The sequence below is a fragment of the Cellulophaga baltica genome, from assembly GCF_018861125.1.
GTDB classification, from domain to species: domain Bacteria; phylum Bacteroidota; class Bacteroidia; order Flavobacteriales; family Flavobacteriaceae; genus Cellulophaga; species Cellulophaga baltica_A.
The window spans coordinates 186,403-211,304 of record NZ_JAHKQN010000029.1 but is presented as its reverse complement, the minus strand read 5'-3'; the positions used below and the strand labels follow the sequence as shown (position 1 = coordinate 211,304).

General features: G+C 31.8%; 18 protein-coding genes. 14 read left to right on the top strand and 4 right to left on the bottom strand.

Going from position 1 to position 24,902, the window contains the following annotated elements:
• The first annotated feature begins 26 nt into the window (after positions 1–26).
• Both mfd and KO500_RS15070 read left to right on the top strand, forming a co-directional pair.
• Positions 27–3,401 (top strand): transcription-repair coupling factor, encoded by a 3,375-nt coding sequence (gene mfd, locus KO500_RS15075; protein ID WP_215957391.1) that lies wholly within the window; start codon positions 27–29, stop codon positions 3,399–3,401.
• A 29-nt stretch (positions 3,402–3,430) separates the two neighbouring features.
• Positions 3,431–4,759, top strand: a complete 1,329-nt coding sequence (locus KO500_RS15070; RefSeq protein WP_215957390.1) for a TlpA family protein disulfide reductase — start codon at positions 3,431–3,433, stop codon at positions 4,757–4,759.
• 14 nt (positions 4,760–4,773) lie between these two features.
• Here KO500_RS15070 and KO500_RS15065 read toward each other — a convergent pair whose 3' ends face one another.
• A complete protein-coding gene (locus KO500_RS15065; protein WP_215957389.1) occupies positions 4,774–5,433 on the bottom strand; it encodes an aspartate kinase in 660 nt (219 codons plus the stop codon).
• 54 nt (positions 5,434–5,487) lie between these two features.
• Positions 5,488–5,847: a YraN family protein gene (locus KO500_RS15060; protein WP_215957388.1), complete on the bottom strand. Its 360-nt coding sequence runs from the start codon at positions 5,845–5,847 to the stop codon at positions 5,488–5,490.
• A 206-nt stretch (positions 5,848–6,053) separates the two neighbouring features.
• On the opposite strand from KO500_RS15060, the gene KO500_RS15055 reads away from it, so the two are divergent.
• Both KO500_RS15055 and KO500_RS15050 read left to right on the top strand, forming a co-directional pair.
• Entirely contained in the window at positions 6,054–7,538 is a 1,485-nt protein-coding gene (locus KO500_RS15055) for a DUF1800 domain-containing protein (RefSeq protein ID WP_354668443.1), read from the top strand.
• 10 nt (positions 7,539–7,548) lie between these two features.
• Positions 7,549–9,264, top strand: coding sequence for a DUF1501 domain-containing protein (locus KO500_RS15050; protein ID WP_215957386.1), 1,716 nt, complete (start codon positions 7,549–7,551; stop codon positions 9,262–9,264).
• Positions 9,265–9,330: 66 nt separating this feature from the next.
• On the opposite strand, the gene KO500_RS15045 is transcribed toward KO500_RS15050, so the two are convergent.
• Complete coding sequence (locus KO500_RS15045) at positions 9,331–9,483, bottom strand: hypothetical protein (RefSeq protein ID WP_215957385.1); 153 nt, start codon at positions 9,481–9,483, stop codon at positions 9,331–9,333.
• Between the two features lie 140 nt (positions 9,484–9,623).
• Here KO500_RS15045 and metG point away from each other — a divergent pair, with 140 nt between their 5' ends.
• From metG to KO500_RS15005, 8 genes are all read left to right on the top strand, one after another.
• Positions 9,624–11,693 carry a methionine--tRNA ligase gene (gene metG, locus KO500_RS15040; protein ID WP_215957384.1) on the top strand — a complete coding sequence of 690 codons (2,070 nt, stop codon included), beginning with the start codon at positions 9,624–9,626 and terminating at the stop codon, positions 11,691–11,693.
• A gap of 28 nt (positions 11,694–11,721) precedes the next feature.
• Positions 11,722–12,240 carry a ferritin gene (locus KO500_RS15035; RefSeq protein ID WP_215957383.1) on the top strand — a complete coding sequence of 173 codons (519 nt, stop codon included), beginning with the start codon at positions 11,722–11,724 and terminating at the stop codon, positions 12,238–12,240.
• Between the two features lie 319 nt (positions 12,241–12,559).
• On the top strand, positions 12,560–14,692 hold the full coding sequence (locus KO500_RS15030) for a Tex family protein (protein WP_215957382.1): 2,133 nt from the start codon (positions 12,560–12,562) through the stop codon (positions 14,690–14,692).
• A gap of 6 nt (positions 14,693–14,698) precedes the next feature.
• On the top strand, positions 14,699–15,601 hold the full coding sequence (locus KO500_RS15025) for a histone deacetylase family protein (RefSeq protein WP_215957381.1): 903 nt from the start codon (positions 14,699–14,701) through the stop codon (positions 15,599–15,601).
• Positions 15,602–15,813: 212 nt separating this feature from the next.
• Positions 15,814–16,296, top strand: a complete 483-nt coding sequence (locus tag KO500_RS15020; RefSeq protein WP_215957380.1) for a hypothetical protein — start codon at positions 15,814–15,816, stop codon at positions 16,294–16,296.
• A gap of 35 nt (positions 16,297–16,331) precedes the next feature.
• Positions 16,332–17,009 (top strand): hypothetical protein, encoded by a 678-nt coding sequence (locus tag KO500_RS15015; RefSeq protein WP_215957379.1) that lies wholly within the window; start codon positions 16,332–16,334, stop codon positions 17,007–17,009.
• Positions 17,010–17,079: 70 nt separating this feature from the next.
• Positions 17,080–18,162, top strand: a complete 1,083-nt coding sequence (locus KO500_RS15010; protein ID WP_215957378.1) for a hypothetical protein — start codon at positions 17,080–17,082, stop codon at positions 18,160–18,162.
• Between the two features lie 4 nt (positions 18,163–18,166).
• Positions 18,167–19,306, top strand: coding sequence for a gliding motility-associated C-terminal domain-containing protein (locus KO500_RS15005; protein ID WP_215957377.1), 1,140 nt, complete (start codon positions 18,167–18,169; stop codon positions 19,304–19,306).
• A 43-nt stretch (positions 19,307–19,349) separates the two neighbouring features.
• Here KO500_RS15005 and KO500_RS15000 read toward each other — a convergent pair whose 3' ends face one another.
• Positions 19,350–19,682: a single-stranded DNA-binding protein gene (locus KO500_RS15000; RefSeq protein ID WP_215957376.1), complete on the bottom strand. Its 333-nt coding sequence runs from the start codon at positions 19,680–19,682 to the stop codon at positions 19,350–19,352.
• A 445-nt stretch (positions 19,683–20,127) separates the two neighbouring features.
• Here KO500_RS15000 and KO500_RS14995 point away from each other — a divergent pair, with 445 nt between their 5' ends.
• Both KO500_RS14995 and KO500_RS14990 read left to right on the top strand, forming a co-directional pair.
• The gene (locus KO500_RS14995; protein ID WP_215957375.1) at positions 20,128–23,940 is read left to right on the top strand and encodes a gliding motility-associated C-terminal domain-containing protein; all 3,813 of its coding nucleotides are present in this window, start codon (positions 20,128–20,130) and stop codon (positions 23,938–23,940) included.
• 22 nt (positions 23,941–23,962) lie between these two features.
• Entirely contained in the window at positions 23,963–24,901 is a 939-nt protein-coding gene (locus KO500_RS14990) for a PorP/SprF family type IX secretion system membrane protein (RefSeq protein ID WP_215957374.1), read from the top strand.
• The last annotated feature ends 1 nt before the right edge of the window (position 24,902 follow it).

Genomic DNA, 24,902 nt, shown 5'->3' with positions numbered 1-24,902 from the left:
GATTATATTTGTACAAAAGTTTAAAGTTGAGCCAAAACAATATTCAACAGCTATACGCACAGTCTCCGCAATTGCAGTTACTGCAAACTGCCATATCTAAATTTGAAGAAAATAAAACTTTAATTGTATTAAACGGACTGATAGGGTCATCCTTATCATATGTTTTATCAGATGCTTTTAAAACAGCTGACAAGCCTTTTTTATTAGTCTTTAATGATAAAGAACAAGCCGCTTACCATTTAAATGATTTAGAACAATTAGTGGGTGAAAAAGATGTGCTTTTTTATCCTGGAAGTTACCGAAGACCATATCAAATTGAAGAAACTGACAATGCGAATGTGTTGTTACGTGCTGAAGTTTTAAACCGCATAAATTCTCGTAAAAAACCAGCAATAATTGTTACGTATCCTGATGCTCTTTTTGAAAAAGTAGTTACAAGAAAAGAACTAGATAAAAACACTCTTAAAATTAAACTTGAGGATTCTTTATCACTTGACTTTTTAAATGAAGTGCTTTTTGAGTACAAATTTAAACGTGTTGATTTTGTTACGGAACCAGGTGAATTTTCTGTTCGTGGTGGTATTGTCGATGTCTTTTCATTTTCGAATGATGAACCTTACAGAATTGAATTTTTTGGTGATGAAGTAGATAGTATCCGAACTTTTGATGTAGAAACACAACTGTCAAAAGAAAAAGTAACTAAGATTACGATAATTCCAAATGTAGAAAACAAATTTGTTGATGAAACAAGACAGAGTTTTCTAAAATATATTACTTCTGAAACTATTATTTTTAGTAATGATATTGGTGTTCTTTTAGACCGTTTGGACAGTTTTTTTGAAAAAGCAAAAGATGCTTTTAGCAAACTATCTGAAGAAATAAAACACTCAAAACCAGAAACCCTTTTTGTAAATTCTGATTTATTAAAAAAAGAACTGCAAACCTTTGATTTACTAACTACTGCTAATACCGAACATTACCAAGTATCTCAAAAAATAGACTTTAATACAAAGCCGCAACCTTCATTTAATAAAAAATTCGATTTACTTATCGATACTTTAAATGAACAAGAAAAAGCAGGTTTTGAAAACTATATATTTTGTTCCACAGAACAACAAGCGCAACGTTTTCATGATATTTTTGATGAAGTTGGGCAAAAAGTACATTATAAAACAGTTGTTTTCTCTTTACACCAAGGTTTTATTGATGTTGACTTGAAAATAACTTGTTTCACTGATCACCAAATATTTGAGCGTTACCACAAATTCAACCTTAAAAATGGCTATTCAAAAAAACAAGCCATTACCCTTAAGGAGTTAAACAAATTAGAAATTGGTGATTATGTTACACACATGGATCACGGAATTGGAAAATTTGGTGGGCTTCAAAAAATAGATGTAGAAGGTAAAAAACAAGAAGCAATTAAATTAGTTTACGGTGAGCGTGATGTATTGTATGTAAGTATTCATTCACTACATAAAATATCTAAGTTCAATGGTAAAGATGGCGCTCCACCAAAAATATATAAACTAGGTTCTGGTGCTTGGAAAAAAGTAAAAGAGAAAGCAAAATCTAGAGTTAAAAAAATAGCCTTTAATCTTATTGAAGTATATGCAAAAAGGAGACTAGAGAAAGGTTTTCAATATGCACCTGACGGTTATTTGCAACATGAATTAGAGGCCTCATTTATTTATGAGGATACACCAGACCAAAGTAAAGCTACAGATGATATAAAACGGGACATGGAAAGTGAACGACCAATGGATCGTTTAATTTGTGGTGATGTTGGTTTTGGTAAAACGGAAGTTGCTATTCGTGCAGCATTTAAAGCTGTAGCAAATGGTAAACAAGTTGCCGTGTTAGTCCCAACTACTATTCTTGCTTTTCAACATAGCCGTACTTTTAGTGAACGATTAAAAGATTTACCTGTAACTGTTGACTATTTAAACCGTTTTAGAACTGCAAAACAGAAAAAAGAAACACTTGAAAAATTAGCTGAAGGTAAAGTTGATATTATAGTAGGTACGCACCAATTGGTGAATAAAAAAGTGCAATTTAAAGATCTTGGATTATTAATAGTTGATGAAGAGCAAAAGTTTGGAGTATCTGTAAAAGATAAACTAAAATCTATAAAAGAAAATGTAGATGTACTTACGCTTACAGCAACACCAATACCTCGTACATTACAATTCAGTTTAATGGCGGCTCGTGATTTATCAGTAATAAATACTGCTCCACCAAATAGATACCCAATACAAAGTGAAGTCATTCGTTTTTCAGAAGAAACCATTCGTGACGCCGTAAGTTATGAAGTACAACGTGGCGGACAAGTGTTTTTTATTCACAACCGAATTGAAAATATTAAAGAAGTTGCTGGTTTAATACAACGTTTGGTTCCTGATGCTAAAGTTGGTGTTGGTCATGGTCAAATGGAGGGTAAAAAACTGGAAGAATTAATGCTTTCATTTATTAATGGTGAATTTGATGTTCTAGTTTCTACAACAATTATTGAAAGTGGACTTGATGTATCTAATGCAAATACCATTTTTATTAATAATGCCAATAACTTTGGGTTAAGTGATTTACACCAAATGCGTGGACGTGTAGGTCGTAGTAATAAAAAAGCATTCTGTTATTTTATTACACCATCATTTCATAACATGACTAGCGATGCTCAAAAAAGAATACAAGCATTACAGCAGTTTTCTGAACTTGGGAGTGGTTTTAATATCGCAATGAAAGATTTAGAAATTCGTGGCGCGGGTGACTTATTAGGTGGTGAACAAAGTGGATTTATAAATGATATTGGTTTTGATGCTTATCAAAAAATATTAGTAGAAGCTGTTGATGAATTAAAAGAGAATGAGTTTAAAGATTTATACGAAGAAATTGAAGGTGAGCAAGAAAAAGTGTTTGTAAAAGAAACACAAATAGATGCTGATTTTGAAATTCTTTTTCCTGATGATTATGTAAACAACATAACGGAACGTTTAAATTTATACACGGAACTTAACCTTATAAAAGATGAAGAAGGTCTCAAAAATTTTGAAGCTCAATTAATAGATCGTTTTGGTGAGTTACCTATTGAAGTTGAAGATCTTTTAAATTCTGTTCGAATAAAATGGATTGCAAATTCAATTGGTTTAGAAAAAATAGTTATGAAAAAAGGTAAGATGATTGGGTATTTTATAAGCGACCAGCAATCAGAATTTTACCAAAGTAGCACCTTTACAAAGGTTTTGCAATTTGTACAAGCACATCCTAAACTTTGTAAAATAAAAGAAAAGCAAACGCGAAATGGCTTACGTTTGCTATTAGTTTTTGAAAACATTCGTTCTATTGATAAAGCATATTTATCATTACAACCATTAGAAATAAAAGAAAAAGAAGCATCAAAATAATTTGGAGCGGTTTTTGCAAAAAAAATATTATGAAGAAGATATTATTCGTACTTATTACATTAGTAACATTAAATATAAATGCACAACATACTATTTCCGGAACATTTTCACCTGCTGAAGATTTCACATGGTTAATTGCGTATCGTTTAAAAGAAGGAACTCAAGTTTATGTAGCGGATTCAAAGATTGATAAAGGTTCATTTTCATTAACAATACCAGAAAATAAAGAGCCTGGAACTTACAGAATTGTCTATGCCGTACCTCAGGAAGAATATAATTTTGACATTATCTACAATGGTAAAGAAGACATCGTTTTCAATTTTAATGTAGACAATGGTGCCTCTTTTAAAAAATCTGAAGAAAATATAGTTTTGAACACTTATTTGAGTGAACTAGCATCAACCGAAAAAGAAATTATTGATTTCTATAATTCGAACGATAGATTAAATAAATCAAAATTTAATAAAATAACTGCAAAGCTTACTGCTGTTCAAAAAAACTACGAAGAGAAATCGAAAGGTTTAATGGCTCATAATTTTATAACGTCAAACAAACCATACATCCCGACTCAATTAGAAACGGTTCAAGATTATGTAGCACATAAAAAAGAAAACTATTTTAATGCCTTAGATTTTAGTAATTCAGTATTAAAAAGTTCTAATTTTTTAACTGATAAATCTACTAATTATGTTTTTAGTGCCTTACCTTTAAAAGAAGTCACAAAAGGCGAAAAAGAGCAAATTATAATTGAAAATGTAAAGACTTTAGATAAATATGTTGATACTACCGCTGCTAATTTTAAATTTCAATTGTATAACAATTTATGGAATTATGCAGTAGCATATGGTTATAACGATGTTTCAGATTATATTTATAATGCTACTTTAAAAGATTTAGCAGTTAAAACAGAAAATATAGAAATTAAAGCTGCAATTGAAGCACACAACCGTCTTCGTTTAGGGGAAATTGCTCCTGAAATTACTTGGAAGAGTGATAAAATAGCAAAAAAATTAAGCACATTAGAAGGTGCTACAAACTACGTATTAATTTTTTGGAGCAGTACTTGTGGACATTGTTTAAAAGAATTACCAGCTTTACATAAAGAGCTTAAAGATAAAAGCGGAATTAAAGTTGTAGCTGTTGGTTTAGAAGATGGCACGGATACTTGGGATACAGCTATTGCAAAACTTACTGCTTTTGAACATGCTATTTCATTAGGTAAATGGGATAGTACATATGCTGCACTTTATGATATTCATGCTACTCCAACCTATTATGTTTTAGATAAAGACAAAAAGATTATTGCTAAACCAGAAGATGATAAAGCGGTAGTAGAATTTTTAGACAAAATCTACTAACCGCTTATATATTTTTATAAAGTTTTTAAATCTTTAATAGTTTTAAAAGCAATATCCACATGCTCATCATCAACTAAAATTGTAAACTCGTTTGTGGTTGATATTACTTCGTACAATACAATGCCTTCCCACGCTAAACGTTGGAAAATAAAGTAATAGATACCAGGTACTGTTACATTTTCAGAAGGTAACTTAACTGTAATTGAAGATAAATTTTCTGCTTTTTGGGTACATCGTTCTACTTGAAATAATTCTTCAACAGTTTTATCAAGACTATTACTAACTACAATGTTTAATTCATTTACCCCTCTTGAAGAAGTATAAAATACATCTTTGTCTTTGTTAATCTCTTTAAGTAGTAAACGTTGATTTTCTAAGATAGAATCAGATAATAAAAAAGTGAAATCAGTTAACGAGGAACGTACTGTAATTTCACCTATATTTTTAAGGACTTTAATGATTTTGTGAGTTGCTCTAAACTCTAAATCGTCAGAAAGTCTCTTTAAAGCCATGACAATGGCTCCGTTTCGAATGTCTTTTCCTAATTCTGACTCAATCTCTGGTTTGACAATTCGTGATAATGAAGTAAGGTTAATAATTCCTTGTGCTAAAGCACTCTGTAAAAATGGTTTTTTTTTGATGTAGTTCTCAACTACGGATGATATTGTTTTCATGGATGATTATTGTGTGATGCAAATATAACAAATTGTTATAAATAAAACAAATATTTAAAAATGATAAAATGCATCTTCAATATGCTCCACTTTAAAGTTGTTATTCTTCTTATATACTAAAATAACGTCAAACCTTATTTCCACATCTAAATTATTTGAAGTCACATAATGATCAGCTGCTGCAACCAATAATTTAATTTTCTTTTGAGGGATTAAATCTGCTACATTGTCAATAAAATTAGTGCTTCTGGCTTTAACTTCAATAATTGCCAATACATTTTCTTTTTGTGCAATTATATCCACCTCAGCTTTCAAATATCTATAGTTTCTATAGCTAATGTCGTACCCGTTTTTTTGTAAAAATTCAACAGCATATTGCTCACCTAGCTTTCCAAAATCATTATGTTCTGCCATAAATTTTTATTTTTTTTTCACTCAAAGTGCATTTCATCGAAAAAATAGGTGTTATAACGTCTTTAACACTACTTCCTACGTAATTTTATTGCGATTATTGAGTTATGAATTAAGGTTAATAACATTTAATAACAAAATTTTCGTCGAAGAAAGCTCTCAAATTCCCCAAATTTGAACTAAACCTTTATTAAAATATGGAATATTTCATGAATTGCAATAATGCATCACTGACCGCTTTTAGTGGAAATTTAGATGCAAACAAAGCACAACACCTTTATAGAAGGTTAGGCTTAAGTGCCTCTATTGAAACTATAAATGCAGCCGTTGGTCGAAGTGCTAGTGCAGTAATTGATGAATTAATTAACGAGGCTATTAATATGCCTACTACAACAGAACCAGAATGGGCTTATTGGGATAGAAGTAATTATCCTGAAGATAGTGACAGCAGAAATCCTATTGTAAATGCCGAACTTGAAGAATGGAGACTTACCTATACAACAGCAATACTTACTAACAATTTAAGAGATCGTTTAAGTTTTTTCTGGAGTAATCATTTTGTTACTGAGGTTAGAAATTATAATGCACCTACCTATTTGTTTGGTTATACAAATTGCTTACAACGCAATGCTATTGGTAATTTTAAAACATTTACAAGTGAAATTGGTTTAGATAATGCCATGCTTTATTATTTAGATGGAGCTTATAATAATTCGGGGAATCCTAATGAAAATTATGCTCGTGAGTTATATGAGCTATTTACCTTAGGAGAAGGTAACAATTATACTGAAGACGATATTATTGAAACCGCAAGAGCGTTAACAGGTTATGTTGAAAGAGGTGATATTCAATGGTCGCCAGTTCTTTTTGACGAATCTAAATTTGATGCTACTGATAAAACAATTTTCGGACAAACAGCAAACTTTGACTATGATGGTGTTATAGATAATTTATTTACCGAAAGAGGTGAAGAATCAAGCTGGTACATTTGCAAAAAATTATATGAATTTTTTGTTCACCCAGATTCTGATGATTTAGAAAACAATGGAAATGCAGCCGCTGTAATTGATGAATTAGCCGCAACTTTTAGAGCTAATGATTTTGAAATAGCACCAGTACTTTCACAACTATTTAAAAGTGAACACTTTTTTGATGATGAAGCTATAGGCGTAATCATTAAAAGCCCGTTTGACATGTTCTTAAATTTAATAAACGAAACTGGCTTTACTTACGACGACAGTATTCTTGCTAATGTTTACAGTACAAGTGAATTATTAGGGCAAGAAGTATTTAACCAACCAGGTGTTGAAGGTTGGTATAGAAATAGACAATGGATTAATAACAATTATATGATTGGCCGTTGGCTCTCATGTGAAATGTTTTTAGAAATTTTCTACGAAAATAATGACGAAGAGTTTTTTGATTTTGCAGTCGCATTAACTCCAAATGCATCAGGTGAAAATAATCCTGATGTGGTTGCCACAGCAATTTTAAATAAAATGTTACCAAAAGGTATCGCTGATGATCAGCTACAAATAGCTTTAGATGTTTTTAGAGATGATTCTTTAGCTAATTACTATTCTCCTGACGGAGATAGCAGTTGGACTTTGTATAATTATGCAGATTCATCAAAACAACAAATTTACAACTTACTACTTCACATCATAAGACAACCTGAATTCCAATTAAAATAAACCTACAACTATGTGCGATACTCATAATACATCTCCTCATAAAGGATTAGAACATGAAGGTCATGACCAAGAACATAAATTATGGAACAGACGTTCGTTCTTACAAGCTATGGGATTAGTAGGTTCTGGTTCAATGATGCTTGGCAGTAATTTTCTTAGTGCATCAACAGCCTCACCGTTAACTTCTGCTATTGCAGATTTAGAGACTGATAAAATTGTAATATTAATTCGTCTTTCTGGTGGTAATGATGGCTTAAGTACCGTTATTCCAGTAGAGCAATTTGATGCTTACGCCAATGCAAGACCAAATATTTATATTCCTGAAAGTAAAATATTAAAACTTACAGACACTTACGGCGTACCAAGCTACATGAAGTCTCTAGAAAGCATGTGGGGTGAAGGCCAATTTAAAGCTGTTCACGGAGTTGGGTATGAGAGTCAAAGTTTATCACACTTTACGGGTGATGATATTTTTTCGAATACCGATTTAACAACTACAGGTTTTTCTGGTGAAAACACGGGTTGGATGGGCCGTCATTTTGAAAATATTTATAGTGATTATTTAATTAATCCACCAGCCTCGCCTGCTGCAATACAAATTGGACAATATGGTAGTATGGTATTTCAAGGTAATGAAACTAATTATGCCTTTGTAACTAGTAATGTAGATCAACTTGAACAAATCGCAGAAACTGGAGATCAATATACCATTGCTGATCCTGACAATAGTCTATTTGGTGATTGTATGTATGGCGATCAATTAAAGTTTTTAAGAGGTGTTGCAAACACTACTTATGAATATTCAGGCACTATACATGATGCTTACGAAGCAGGACAAAATGATGTTGAGTATCAAGACAATAGTTTCTCAAAACAGTTAGCTATTTTAGCAAGACTGATAAAAGGTAATCTTGGCACAAAAGTTTATATGATTTCAATGAGTGGTTTTGATACACATAGCAATCAACCACTAATTCATGAGGAATTAATGACAAATCTATCATTAGCTATTAATAGTTTTTATGAAGATTTAGCTTTTACTAGTCAAGATGATAAAGTATTGAGCATGACGTATTCTGAATTTGGAAGACGTATTTACGAAAACGGTTCTAATGGAACTGACCACGGTAAAGCGGCTCCGACTTTATTTTTTGGTTCAGGATTAAATGGTAGTGCTTTTGTGGGGGAACATCCTTCATTAGACGACCCAAATGAAAGAGGAAATTTAGAGTACACTATGGATTTTAGAGATCTATACGGTACTGTTTTAGCAGAATGGCTTTGTGTTGATAGAACTTTAGTTGAACAACATCTTTTAGGTCACACCTACAAAGCAATTGATTTAGGTTTTAATTGCAGTGGCGAAACTTTTGAAGATATCGCCTATAGTGATGAAGAACCTATAATACCAACTTCTGACGAGGAAGCTGTAGTTGACGAAAATCCTTCGCAAGAATTATTAAACGCGATAACCCACGAACCTTATTACCCAACAAAACAAACACCATACATACATTTAGAAATGCCTTTTACAGCACACGTTGATATTAAATTGTATAATATAATGGGTCAAAATGTTGGTACGGTTTACAACCAAATAATGACATCAGATTCTGTTGAAATAAACATCAGAGAAAACCTCCCTAAATTCTTATCCACTGGTAAATACATATACCAAATTCAAGTTCAGGATAAAAAAATGAGTAAATCTATTATGGTCGCTTAATGCAACTATAAGCTTACTTATGCTTTGACTGGCCCTTTTAGTGTTGCTACTAAAAGGGTTTTTCATTTATGTTAGTTTTGGTTTATCTTTTGGTGTTTTAAAAGATAATTCTTTTTTTACTCTATGATTTTTGTCTTTGTATAAACGAGTGATATCCTCTTCCTTTTCTTCAGTTGGTAGTTTGAAATCTAAATTTTTTAATGGTTTTTTATTGCTCATAATATATATCTTATAAATTAAAAACGTAAGAAAAAACCTATAATTGTGTTCAAATCTAAAATTCAACACCTTAGAATTAAATTAAAAGGATACCTCTCAGTTAAAAATCTTTATTTTTGCAGGCAAATAGAATAAATATAATGTCAGAAAACACCAAAAAACCATCTAGATATACCATTACAGCAGCACTACCTTATACTAACGGACCAATTCACATTGGCCATTTAGCAGGTGTTTATGTTCCCGCAGATATTTACAGCAGATATTTACGCCTTACCGGTAACGATGTTGCCTTTGTTTGTGGTAGTGATGAGCACGGAGTTGCTATTTCTATGAAAGCAAAAAAAGAAGGTATAACTCCTAAAGAAGTGATTGATAAATACAATGCAATCATTAAAAAATCTTTCGTTGATTTTGGTATTACTTTTGATAATTATTCTAGAACCTCTGCACCTATTCATCACGAAACTGCATCTGAGTTTTTCAAGACAATGTATGAGCAAGGTGATTTTATTGAAGAAACTACAAAACAATTATACGATGCTGAAGCAAAACAATTTTTAGCAGATAGATTTGTAATAGGTACTTGCCCAAAATGTGGTAATGAAGAAGCATATGGTGATCAGTGTGAAAGCTGTGGGTCTACTTTAAATGCTACAGATTTAATTAACCCCAAATCTACTATTACTGGTGCAGTACCAACACTAAAAGAAACAAAGCACTGGTTTTTACCTTTAGACAGACACGAAGAGTTTTTAAAAAAATGGATACTTGAAGATCATAAAAACGATTGGAAACCTAATGTTTACGGACAATGTAAATCTTGGATTGATGACGGTTTAAAACCAAGAGCTGTAACTCGTGATTTAGATTGGGGTATTCCTGTTCCTGTTCCTGGTGGTGAAGGCAAAGTACTTTATGTTTGGTTTGATGCACCTATTGGCTACATATCATCAACAAAAGAATGGGCTGAGCGTGAAGGAAAAGATTGGGAGCCATATTGGAAAGACGAAAACACTAAACTAGTTCACTTTATTGGTAAGGATAATATTGTATTCCACTGTATTATTTTCCCAAGTATACTAAAAGCACATGGTGGTTATATATTGCCAGAAAATGTACCTGCAAATGAGTTTTTGAATTTAGAAGGTAACAAACTTTCTACTTCAAAAAATTGGGCTGTTTGGTTACATGAGTATTTAGAAGAGTTTCCTGACATGCAAGATGTTTTGCGTTATACTTTGACAGCAAATGCACCTGAAACAAAAGATAATGACTTTACTTGGAAGGATTTTCAAGCCAGAAACAATAATGAGTTAGTTGCTATTTTTGGTAACTTTATAAACCGTGTAGTTGTTTTAAGTAACAAATATTATCAAGGTGTTATTCCTACACCTAATGAGTTTTCTGAAATTGATTTAGAGACTTTGGCAACTTTAAAAAAATACCCTGAGATTATTTCAAGTTCAATAGAACGTTACCGTTTTAGAGAAGCAGGACAGGAATTAATGAATTTAGCGCGTTTAGGTAATAAATACTTAGCCGATGAAGAACCTTGGAAAGTAATTAAACAAGACGAAGAGCGTGTAAAAACAATTATGTTTGTGGCATTACAAATTGCAAGTGCTTTATCAGTTTTAAGTGAGCCATTTTTACCATTTACTGCATCTAAATTAAAAAACATATTAAATACAAATGATGAGAATAGCTGGAATGATGTTTCTGAAAAAGAAATATTACTTCCTGCAGGTCATCAAATTGGTAAGGCTGAGTTATTGTTTTCTAAAGTAGAAGATGAAACAATTCAAGCGCAATTAGATAAGTTAGAAGCTACTAAAAAAGCAAATGAAAACGCTAACAAAGAAGTGGTAGCACAAAAAGACACCATCACTTTTGATGATTTTTCTAAATTGGACATGCGTGTTGGGACTATCATTGAAGCTGTAAAGATGCCAAAAGCTAAAAAACTATTAGTTTTAAAAGTAGACACAGGTATTGATGTACGTACTATTGTTTCTGGAATAGCTGAAAGTTTTAAACCAGAAGATATTGTTGGTAAAAAAGTTACCGTTTTAGTAAATCTTGCACCAAGAGCATTACGTGGTGTTGAAAGTGAAGGAATGATTTTAATGACTGAAAATGCTAATGGAAAATTAGTTTTTGTCAACCCTGATGAAGATGGAGTTTCCAATGGCGAAACCATCAATTAATTTGTAACTTTATATAAATAAGAAAATTATGTTATTAAAAAATATAGAAAAAGCACTTAACGATCAAATTAGAATAGAAGCTGAGTCTTCTCAAATTTATTTAGCAATGGCTTGTTGGGCTGAAGTTAAAGGGTTGGAAGGGGTTGCTGGTTTTATGTACGATCAATCACAAGAAGAACGCGATCACATGCTTAAATTGGTAAAGTTTGTAAACGAACGTGGTGGTCATGCAAAGGTGTCTGAACTTTCTGAACCTAATGTTACCTTCAATTCATTTAAAGAAATGTTTGAAAAACTTTTTGAACACGAAGTTTTCGTTTCACAAAGTATTAATGAATTAGTGCATATTACATTACAAGAAAAAGATTATGCAACGCATAACTTTTTACAATGGTATGTATCTGAACAAATTGAAGAAGAGGCTATGGCTCGTACAATTTTAGATAAAATAAACCTTATTGGTGATGATAAAGGTGGACTTTATTTGTTTGATAGAGACATCCAACAACTTACAATTACCTCTGCTTCAATAGATACACCTCAATAATTTAACAATTAATCTTATTTAGATTTATTAAAAATAAATATATTTGACCTACATAACTTTTACTATAGGTTGTTTTGGGCAAGAAAAAGCAAAAGAAGAAAGAGCTAAAAGCTTTAAAAAAAGCACATAAAACAGTTACATTGCAAACTGATAATGTGAAAAGCAAATGCTGTAAGAAGTATAAAAAATCTGAAAAGAAGCGTTGTAAAAAATGCCCTTGTTTTGATTTAATGAAAAAAGTTGCTTAATCTATTTATAAAATTTGATTTAAAACCTGTACAGTTTTCTATATTGTACAGGTTTTAAATTTTATAATAGCATGCAACTAATTTCCTACATCGTTAAGCACACCCAACTTAACCAAAAAAATGTTCAAAATACGATTGAACTATTAGACCAAGATTGTACCATTCCATTTATCTCTCGTTATAGAAAAGAAAAAACTGGCAATTTAGATGAAGTTGAAATTGGAAGCATTGTTACCTATAAAGCCCAATTTGAAGTTCTTGAAAAACGTAAGCTAACTATTATTAAAGCAGTTGATGAACAAGGCTCTTTAACTCCTGAACTTCAAAAAAAGTTTGAACAAGCACCAGATTTAGTATCCCTTGAAGATTTATACCTTCCGTACAAGAAAAAAAGAAAAACAAAAGCTGAAACTGCTATAAAAAATGGTTTGGAGCCTTTGGCTAAAATAATCATGGCTCAAAATACTGATGAAGTAGATTATATTGCTTCACAGTATTTAAACGATACTATTGAAAATGAAGATGAGGCTTTAGAAGGCGCAAGACATATTATTGCAGAATGGATAAATGAACACACTGATATTCGTAATCAATTAAGAAATCAACTAGAACGTTTTGCACAAATTACAACCAAAGTAATTGGGACTAAAAAGGACGATGAAAAGGCTCAAAAGTTTCGTGATTATTTTGACTGGAGCGAATCTTTAAACCGTTGCCCTTCACATAGATTATTAGCTATACTACGTGCTGAAAATGAAAAGTTTATTCGTGTAAAAATTGAAATTGATGATGATAATGCTTTAGAAAAAATTGAAAGGCGCATTATAAAGTCGAGAAATGAATGTGCTCAACATATTCAATTGGCTATACAAGATGCTTACAAACGCCTACTCTACCCTTCATTATCAAATGAAACTCTAAAAAATGCTAAAGAAAAAGCCGACGCTAGCGCTATAGAAGTATTCTCAAAAAACTTAAAGCAATTATTATTAGGCGCACCTTTAGGCGAAAAAAGAATTTTAGCATTAGATCCAGGGTTTAGAACAGGCTGTAAATTAGTTTGTTTAAGTGCTCAAGGTGATTTATTACACAATGAAACTATTTACCCTCATGCACCACAAAATGATAGCGCTGGAGCTATAAAAAAAATAAGCTCACTTACTGATGCGTATAAAATTGAAGCTATTGCAATTGGAAATGGTACTGCATCACGAGAAACGGAACAGTTAATAAAACGAATTCATTTTAAAACTCCTGTAGAAGTTTATGTTGTTAACGAAGCTGGAGCATCAATTTATTCAGCCTCTAAAATTGCCCGTGATGAATTCCCTGATTTTGACGTTACAGTACGAGGCTCAGTTTCAATTGGTCGAAGACTTGCTGATCCTTTAGCTGAATTAGTAAAAATAGATCCAAAATCTATTGGTGTGGGGCAATACCAACATGATGTTGATCAATCTAAATTAAAAACATCGTTAGATACTGTTGTTGAAAGTTGTGTGAATTCGGTTGGTGTAAATATTAATACAGCAAGTGTTTCACTATTGAGTTATGTTTCTGGAATTGGCGCTAAACTAGCAGAAAATATCGTGAATTATAGAAATGATAATGGAGCTTTTACGAGTAGAAATGACATAAAAAAAGTTCCTCGTTTAGGAGGTAAAGCTTTTGAGCAAGGCGCCGCTTTTTTACGAATTAAAGATGCTAAAAATCCATTGGATGATTCTGCCGTTCATCCAGAGCGTTACTCATTGATAAAAACAATAGCAAAAGATAAAGGTATATCTCTAACTGATTTAATCGGAAATAAAACTACATTACAAAGTATTAATTTAAATACCTATTGTACTGATCATATTGGGTTACCTACTTTACAAGACATTATTAAAGAACTTGAGAAACCTGGGTTAGATACGCGTGAGAAAGCTAAAGTTTTCACTTTTGATCAAAATATAAAATCAATAACTGATCTACATGAAGGACAATTATTACCTGGTATTGTAAACAATATTACCAATTTTGGGTGCTTTGTTGATATAGGTATTAAAGAAAGTGGCTTAATACATGTTTCAAACTTATCAGACAGTTTTGTAAAAGACGTAAATGCTCATGTAACATTGCAACAACAAATAATAGTTAAGGTTATAAGTATTGATGTTGCCCGTAAACGTATTCAATTAAAATTGCATAAAAAGGATATCTAATTCACCATGTTAAAAATAGCTTATCATCCTATTTACAAACATCCGTTACCAGACGGTCATCGGTTCCCTATGGAAAAATATGATTTGCTACCTCAACAATTGTTGCATGAAGGTACATGCATTGAGGCTAATTTTTTTGAACCTGAAATACCAAATGATAAACATATTTTAGCCGTTCATGATCCTGAATATTTTTATGATTTATTAAATATAAAAATTAGTCAGAAAGCAGCACGTAAAATAGGGTTTCCGCTTTCTGAAGATTTGATTGAAAGAGAACGAATAATAGCAGATGGAACTATAAAAGGGTGTGGATTTGCAATTGAAAACGGTATTGCTATGAATATTGCTGGAGGAACACATCATGCATATTCCACACATGGCGAGGCATTTTGTATGTTGAATGACCAAGCAATTGGAGCACGATACCTACAATCATTAAAATTAGCTGAAAAAATTTTGATTGTAGATTTAGACGTACATCAAGGAAATGGAACTGCTGAAATTTTTAAGAATGACAATAGTATCTTTACATTTTCTATGCATGGAAAAAGTAATTACCCTTTTAAGAAAGAGGTTTCTGATTTAGATATTGAACTTGAAAAAGGAACAGAAGATTCTTTTTACTTAGAAACCTTATTCAAAACCTTACCTAAATTAATTAAAGAAGTAAATCCTAACTTTATATTCTATTTATCAGGTATAGATGTTTTAGCTAGTGATAAATTAGGAACTTTAGCCTTAACTATTGACGGTTGTAAAAAACGTGATGAATTTGTATTAAAAACTTGTCATGATTTAAAAATTCCTGTTCAATGTAGCATGGGCGGTGGCTATTCACCAGATATCAAAATAATAATTGATGCACATGCAAATACCTTTAGATTAGCACAAGAAATTTACTTTTAATTATCTATCAAATTGGTTTAAAATAATAACTATAAACAAATAGCTAAGTCTACAAGTTTAACAACTGGTTAGTAACGATAAATTGTAAGCTTTTCAATAAATATAACTTACAACACGAATTGTTTTTTTGTAATACTTTTCGTACATTTCGTAATATATTTTTTTCTGAAAAATAATTTTACAGTTATTTGATTACTCATAAATCGATTGTTATGAAAACGTACCCATTAATTTTAATATTATTTGCGTTTGCTTTTTCTGCCTATTCACAAGTAAAAATTGGTGATGATGTAAGTACTATTGATAGTGCATCATTATTAGAGTTAGAAAGTAAAACCATGGCCCTTGTTTTAACTAGAGTTAATGATTCTGAAATGTTACAAATTATCCCCTTAAATGGTGCGTTAGTATACAATACAGATTATGAATGCGTGTATGTTTATAGTGGGGGTGAATGGAAAAGTCTATGTGAAGGTGAAAATGCTACAACCGAGCAAGAACAAGTAGTTATCATAGCTACAAATGGGCAAGTACAATTTAATACTCCCTCACCGATTGTAGATAGTGATAAAATTGAAATCTATAGAAATGGAATAAGAATAGATTTTACTACAATAAATGAAAACACAATACAACTACAAAGTGACATTGTTTGTTACCAAAATGACAAAATACGTATCGTACAAATTCTATAACAATAAATATTCTTAACAATTTAAAATTCAAAAAAATGCTCACAAAAAAAAGATTTAAAAATTTCGCGCTTACACTTATCATGTTTACAGGTTTAGTTGTAAGTGCTCAACAGACAACAGGTGATGTAACTAAACAAGGTGATATTGATCCTGGTACTACAACAACTGCAGGTGCAGTACGTGTGATTGATAATAAGGGAACTATCAAATATTTACAATCACAAAATGGAATTACTATGTTATCAAATACGACTGATGATGTTACTACGACTACTTGGCAATTAGGTGGAGCTTTAACTAATGACACCTATATTGATGTTGATGGTAATATATTTGGCCTTAACGGAATAGAATTAATTGACGCCGCTACAGAACTAGCTTCTACCGATGCTACAACTGAATCTGATGCAGGAACAGGAACTGGCTATACAATTCTTGTAAGAGATGAGTCTACGGGTGCAACGAAAAAATTATTAGCTACAGATCTTATACAAAGTGGACAAGAAGCTTTTACTGCTATTGCCGACCAAACAGCATACCCACTAACTGGTTCTCCTATATTACCAACATTTAGTCAAGTTTGGGTATATAGAAATGGTGCCAAACTAATAGCTAATGTAGATTATACTGTAACAGCATCAACCGTAACATTAGTTGAAAATGATTATTCTGTTTATGCTGGTGACATTGTAGAAGTACAATACATAAAATAAAATCAATTAAACTAAATAATGCTTCTGTATGCTTTTCAATTTTAAAAGCTTAATCTTTTTTTTCGCAATAATGGCTAGCTATCATATTGTTGCGCAAAAAGTTGAAGCAATTAATAAAAAAGGTAGTGTTGTTACCGTAAATAATAACACTACCACTACTGCTATAGTTGCACCTACGAATCCTATTCAAAATGATATTTGGTTTGATGTATCTGATAGTGAAAATACACGACCAAAAATTTGGAATGGCATTACATGGTTAAGTCTAGATTATACAGGCATACCTGGTTCAATTTTTTTTTCAGACTCTGATAATTATCCTGATCAAGACAATGCTAATTTATTTTGGGATAACACTAACGCTCGTTTAGGTATTGGTACTAACTCCCCAAATGCTAAATTAGAGATTGACGGTGGCACCGTTCGTTTTTCTAATTATGGAACAGGCAGTATTTCTGGAACGGCAACTAACCTATTAGCTGTTGAAGCTAACGGTGATATTATTGAGATTGATATTTCAAACCTTACGTCTAGCAATCAAACACTCTCAACGACAGGTGATGCAGGTAATATATCGATAAGTTCAGGGAATACTATAAATTTAAATGTTGATGATGATGATGCTGACTCTTTAAACGAAATTCAAACAATTTCAAAAACTGGAAGTACAATTACACTTGATAAAAGTGGTGGTAGTATTACAGAAACTAATACTACTATATCTCAAAATTCGAGTACTGGCGTAATCACTCATAATAGTGAAAACGGCACCTCACAATCGGTAAATATTATTAGTGTCGATGCCAACAACAATATAACTGCAGGAACCGATGGTGGTGCGTATTACAATAGTCCATTAAAAGCATACGGAACAGTAGTTCCTGCAAATAATACAATTACTTCAAGAGGTATAAGCGCTGCTACTAAAACAAATACTGGCAGATATACGTTAACATTTACAACAACAAAATCAAATGCCAACTACCCAATACAATTAAGTGTTTTAGAAACAGGAACAAACAAAATAAATATATACGTTACAGCACAAACAACAACAACATTTAGTATAGCAATTTTACATGAGGAAGCTGGTATGCTTGGAGCTGACGTATATGCTGATAGAACGTTTTATTTTACCGTGTTAGACTTTTGATTCTATGAGAAAAATTATGCTCATATTCACAATTTACTTGCTTGTAACCCTAGTTGGAAAAGCACAAACGTTCCGAAACTTTGGTGATATAGAAATACATTCTAATGGTAGAATCGGTTTTTATTCCTCACTCGAAAATGATGGTTCTTTTGAAAATTTTGGCGGACTTGCAGGGTTTTATGGTGGCTCTTTAAATTCAGTATCAGGTACTTTCTCACCTAAATTTTATGATTTAGAAATTTATAATGAAGAAGGTGTATTACTTCAAATACCAATGGAAGTTAGTAATAATACGAATTTTATTTTTGGAGATTTTATAACCCCAAAATTAATGAACACTACTTCGCTGGAATTCATATCAGATTCATTTTATAATGGAGAATCCAACTTTTCAAAAGTAAATGGTTATATATCAATTACGAACAAACAAAGTTTTCTTTTCCCTATTGGTGATGAATCGTATTTAAGACCATTGAAAATTGATACCAAAAAAAGAACCTCTTTTTTTAAAACTGCATTTTTTTATGAAAATGGAAATCTAAATTTTTCAGACTCATTAGATAGCGAATCAGAATTACTTTTAATCAGCAATGCAGAATATTGGATTTTAGAAGGCAATGCGACCACGTTAATAACCATTGGTTGGGATGATCGAAGTTATTTAGAAGAATTAACAAACGATGAAAATAATATAACGGTTGTAGGTTTTAAAAAAGATACAAACCAATGGGTTGATCTTGGTGCTACCGAACGTATAGGAAATATTGAAGAAGGGTTTATTACTTCAGAATTATTTTTTCCTGATAAGTACAGTGCAATAACTTTTGGCATATTAGAAACTACAAAACCGGTTACAAATAAAGGATACCATTACATTGTAACTCCAAACGGTGATGGTATTAATGATTTTCTCTTGATACCCGAATTAGAAGATTATGACAGTAATCGTTTATTAATTTTTGATAGAAATGGACTGAAAGTTTTTGAACAAGAAAATTATTACGATGAATTTAATGGTAAAGTAAGTATACCTATATCAGCATTAAATAGAGATAAAGGTTTACCTGAAGGTGTCTATTTTTATCTTGTTTATGCAGGGGAAGAAAATTTTAGAATTCAAGGCTTTTTGTATCTAAAAAGATAAAAAGCGACCTGAATAGGTCGCTTTAAAATTTTATAAGTGTAACTTATTTGCCTAACATCAAAAGTTCATTACATCTAATTTCAGTAATATACCTTTTCTCTCCTTCTTTGGTTTCATAAGAACGATGCATTAGTTTACCCTCAACAGCTACTTGTTTCCCTTTTACTAAATAATTTTCAACAATATCAGCAGTCTTACCCCAAGCAACAATAGTATGCCATTGTGTATCGTCAACTTTTTCTCCTTTTGCATTTTTATAACTATCTGTTGTTGCAATTGAAAATTTTGCCAGTTTAGCTCCTCCTTCTAAATTTACAATTTCAGGATCATTTCCTAAATTACCAATCAACTGTACTCTGTTTTTAAGTGCGTTCATAATTTTAATTTTATTATTTAACAGTTAAGATTATCAGAAACACCATTGTTTCGGACACTGCAAAACTAAATCGCTAACCAAAAATCATTCGGTTAAGAAACAGTTACTTTCATTTACAAACGTTTGTTGTCGTTTGTTGGTTTTAATTTAACAGTGTTTTACCTACACAACACAAATCCAAATATTACATATAATTTAATAAGACTTAATTTTAAGTGCGAAAAATTTAAAAAAAGGATTCTTTTTAATCAAAAAATTGACAATATAATAAATAATAAAATTGAAAAAAGTATTCAAAAAAAAATTTAGACCACATAATATAGCCGTTATACCATCAGAAATCGAAGCTACATATCATTTATTAGCAACACTAAACGGATTAAAATATTTTTGATATGAATAATCATCAAAAATTTAAAATCAATTGACTTTTAAATAAAAAATTATGAAATCCAATAACATTGAATATTTCAAAATAAAAAATCTATTATTTGGTTTTGCTATTTTTCTAATTGGTGCTCAATTTACCTTTGCACAGTTGAGTGACTTACATTACTTACCACCATTAAAAATGTCTCAAAATACTGAGATATTTACTAGCCAAGCAATATACATTTCTACACCAGAAACTACTGCTTTTGATATAGAAATCTACCAAGGTACTAATACCACCCCAATTGCCACAGTAAGCGTATCGAATAGTGTACCATATATTTATAGCTTAGCTAACAATAATAATGATGTAACTATGGTCTCAGAAGAGAATACTGGAATTGTATTGCAAAATAGTGGACTTAAATTACAAGCTGTAGGCGGACAAGAGTTTTATGTTAGTTTTAGAGGAAGCTCTAATGCTCAAGGAGAATCTTTAACAAGTAAAGGGCGCACCGCTTTAGGAACAAATTTTAAATGGGGAAGTATACCCACGGTTGATACTAGTTCTAACAATTCAAACCATAATGTTACAATGGGTATTATGGCTACTGAAGATAATACAACAGTAGTAATTTCTGATTATGATCCAGATTGTACATTTAGACAAGGAACAGATATTGATGGTATTACAGATGATAGTATTACCATTCTGTTAAACGCAAATGAAACGTATGTTTTAGAAGCTTCAATGTCTGGCAACCCAAACAATAGATTTGGTACAATTGGAGCAAGTATAGTTTCTGACAAAGATATAGCTATAAGTAATGGTAACCTTATGGTAGGGCTAATACAGGGTGCCAATCAGCAAGATGCTGGTATGGATCAATCTGTACCTATAGAAAAATTAGGTAGAGAATATGTTTTTATGCGAGGGAATGGTAGAGATGCGTTAGAATTTCCTGTAATAATTGCAACAGAAAACTCAACAAGAGTTTTTGTTAATGATGCTACTACATCAATAGCAACTTTAAATGAAGGAGAGTATATTACCATTGATGGTTCAAATTATTCAGGTAGTACTGCTGGAGAAAACATGTATGTAAGAACCTCAAAAAATGTTTATGCATACCAATTAACAGCTGGTGATGATGCTTATCCTAATTTAGGAATGAATTTTATTTCGCCCGTAAATTGCTTAATGCCACAGATTGTTGACAATATTGCCAATATAAATCAATTACCCAGTACAACTGTTACAGGAGGAATTACACTTTTGGCCTCAACAACTACTCTTGATGCTAATATAGTAGTAAACGATAATAGTGGCGTAGTTACTTTACCTACTTCAAAAACAGTATCTGGTAGTACTGATTGGAAAACTTTTTATGTTCCTAATCTTACTGGTAATGTTAAAATTGAATCCTCAGGTCCAATTTCTGTGGGCTATATTGGTTTCAATGGAGCTATAGGTACTGCTTCATATTTTTCAGGATTTGATAATGTTCCTTCTGTAGGTATTGTGGAAAATACTGATGAAATATGTTTAGGTAGTACTATTACATTAGAATCTTCTTTTGACTCCTACCAATGGTATCAAAATGATGAAATTGTTGATGGCGCTACATCACAAAGTTTTACACCAACTGCTATTGGCGAAGTATATGTAGAAGTAACTTCTGGAGGTTGCGCATTTAATTCAAATTCATATAGTATTTATTATTGTGACCCAGAAGTTGTTATAAATAAAACTGTAGATCAAGAACAAGTTGATGTTGGCGATACGGTTACATTTACTATAAATGTGCAAAGTTTAGGCTTAGAAGATGTTACTAATCTTGTTATTGAAGACACTTTACCTGACGGTTTAACATTTGTAAGTGCCACTCCATCTACTGGAACTTGGAACAACCCAAATTGGGAAATTGGTACAATGTCAGCTGGAGAAATACAAACTATAACAATTATTGCTACTGTTGATGGCGTATCTGTTAATAGTGAATCAAACACAATTATAAATACAGCATACAATACACAAGATCAAACCGACAATAATATTGAAAGTGATAGTCCGTCTGCATCTATAACAGTTGGTAATGATACGGATAACGATGGAATTGATAATGATATAGATTTAGATGATGACAATGATGGAATTTTAGACGCAGATGAGACAACTGCTGATGATGATGGTGATGGAATTATTAATAGTATTGATCTAGATTCTGATAATGATGGAATTTCAGACATTATTGAAGCAGGAGGAACCGATACTAATGGTGACGGCCGTGTTGATTACCCTACCGAAGGAGATCCTTCAACAATGATAGATACAAACAATAATGGTGTTGATGATACTGTAGAGACTGATCCATATTCCGATCCTGATTCTGACGGAGATGGTGTAAAAGACAGATTAGATGTTGATAGTGATAACGATGGAATTACAGATACAAGAGAGGCTGGAGGTATTGACACCGATAATGATGGCACTATTGACGACATTGTAGACACTAATAATAATGGTTTATCTGATGATGTTGAAACTAATCCGCTTGAAAACCCAGATTCAGATGGTGATGGTGTTAATGATAGTTTAGACCTTGATTCTGACAATGATGGTATAACTGACATTATTGAAGCTGGTGGAGTTGATAATGATGCAAATGGTATGGTAGATTCTTTTACTGATACTGATTTAAACGGTATATCTGATGATATAGAAACTAATCCGCTTGAAAACCCAGATACTGATGGTGACGGAGTTAATGATAATTTAGACCTTGATTCTGACAATGATGGCATAACAGATGCAATTGAAAGTGAAGAAACGGATACTGATAGTAATGGTATAAAAGATAATTTTTATGATAGTAATTCTAATGGGTTCTCTGATGATTTAGAAGGAAATTCAAATGAAAATATTGATAGTGACCTTGATGGCATTATTAACCGTTTAGATTCTGATAGTGATAATGATGGAATTACGGATACCACTGAAGCTGGAGGTAATGATGAAAATGGAGATGGCTATATAGATAGTTTTATTGATAGCAACAATAATGGGTTATCAGATGATTTAGAAACTGAACCACTTTTGATACCGAATACAGATGAAAATGATGAACCTAATTATTTAGATAAAGATTCAGACGATGATGGTATTCCTGATAATATAGAAGCACAACCTACAGAAGGTTACATTGCACCAACAGGAGTATCAGCACTAAATGGTTTTGATACAGCATATAGCAATGGGCAAACTCCTCAAGATACTGATGAGGATGGCACCCCAGATTATTTAGATACAGATTCAGATAATGATGATATAGATGATACTATTGAAGCTAGTGTTGGTGAATTTATTGGTTCAGACTCCGATGGTGATGGGATAGATGATGGCTTTGAAGGTGATAATTTAAATGACCCTGAAGATGCAAACGATGAAATTGATGACCCTACGACATTACCTGATTTACAAAACCCAGGAGGTGATGTAGATTATAGAGATAATGAAGTTTCTGAACCAATCGTTATTGATGATGATTGTGACCCTGAAACAGGATTATTATCAGACAATTCCATTTGTGATGTTGTTATCGACAATGAAAGCGTAGGCCCTCAAATAGATGAAGGATATTTCAGAATTAAAAATATTGAAGCATTTCCAGATAATACATTAAAAGTTTTTAATAGATGGGGTGTATTAGTTTCTAGTATTAATACATATACAAATGGGTCAAATGATTTTAGAGGTATTTCTACAGCTCGAGCAACAATTAGCCAACAAGAATTACTTCCTTCAGGCGTATATTTTTACATACTTGATTATGTAAGTAATGGAGAAAACAAAACAAAATCAGGCTACTTATACATTGTAAGATAATTTAAAAAAGAAACAAAAAATTATGAAAACTATAAAGTTATTTATTTTGTTAGCTTTTACTGGTGTAACCAGTAGCCTATGGGCTCAACAAGATTCACAATATACTCAATATATGTACAACACTATAGCCGTAAACCCTGCTTATGCTGGTTCTAGAGGTGTAATGAGCATTAGCGCATTACATCGTTCTCAATGGGTCGGGTTAAATGGAGCTCCAACCACTCAAACTATAAATGTACATTCTCCAATAGGGAATAGAGTTGGAGCAGGTTTATCAATAGTAAATGATCAAATTGGTGACGGCGTAAATCAGCAGACTTATTTTGATGGTGTTTTTTCTTATACAATACCTACTTCTAAAAACGGACAATTATCATTTGGTCTTAAAGTTGGAGGGCAGAGCTTAAATATTGATTTAAATAAATTACAAGCCTATAGGTCTGATTTAAACTATTCTGATCAAGAAACAGTAAACGATTTTAATTTTAATTTTGGAGCTGGTGCTTACTACCATACAAATAAGTTTTATTTAGGAATTTCAGCCCCAAATTTTTTAAACTCTAAACATTTTGACGACAATGGTACTGATGAAACTTTCTTGGCCGAAGAAAGATTAAATATGTATTTAATTTCAGGGTATGTTTTCGATTTAAATACATTTTTAAAATTAAAACCAGCTACTTTAATAAAAGCTGTAAAAGGTGCACCATTACAAGTTGATCTTTCAGCCTCTTTACTATTTAATGACAAATTTAGTTTTGGAGTCGCGTATAGATGGGACGCTGCATTGAGTGGTCTTATTGGGTTTCAAGCTTCAGACCAATTATATTTAGGTATTGCTTACGATAAAGAAACCACAGAATTAGGCAATACATCATTTAACGATGGTTCGTTTGAGGTAATACTACGTTATGAATTTTTATCAAAATTCAAAAAAGTTAAATCATCAAGATTCTTTTAAA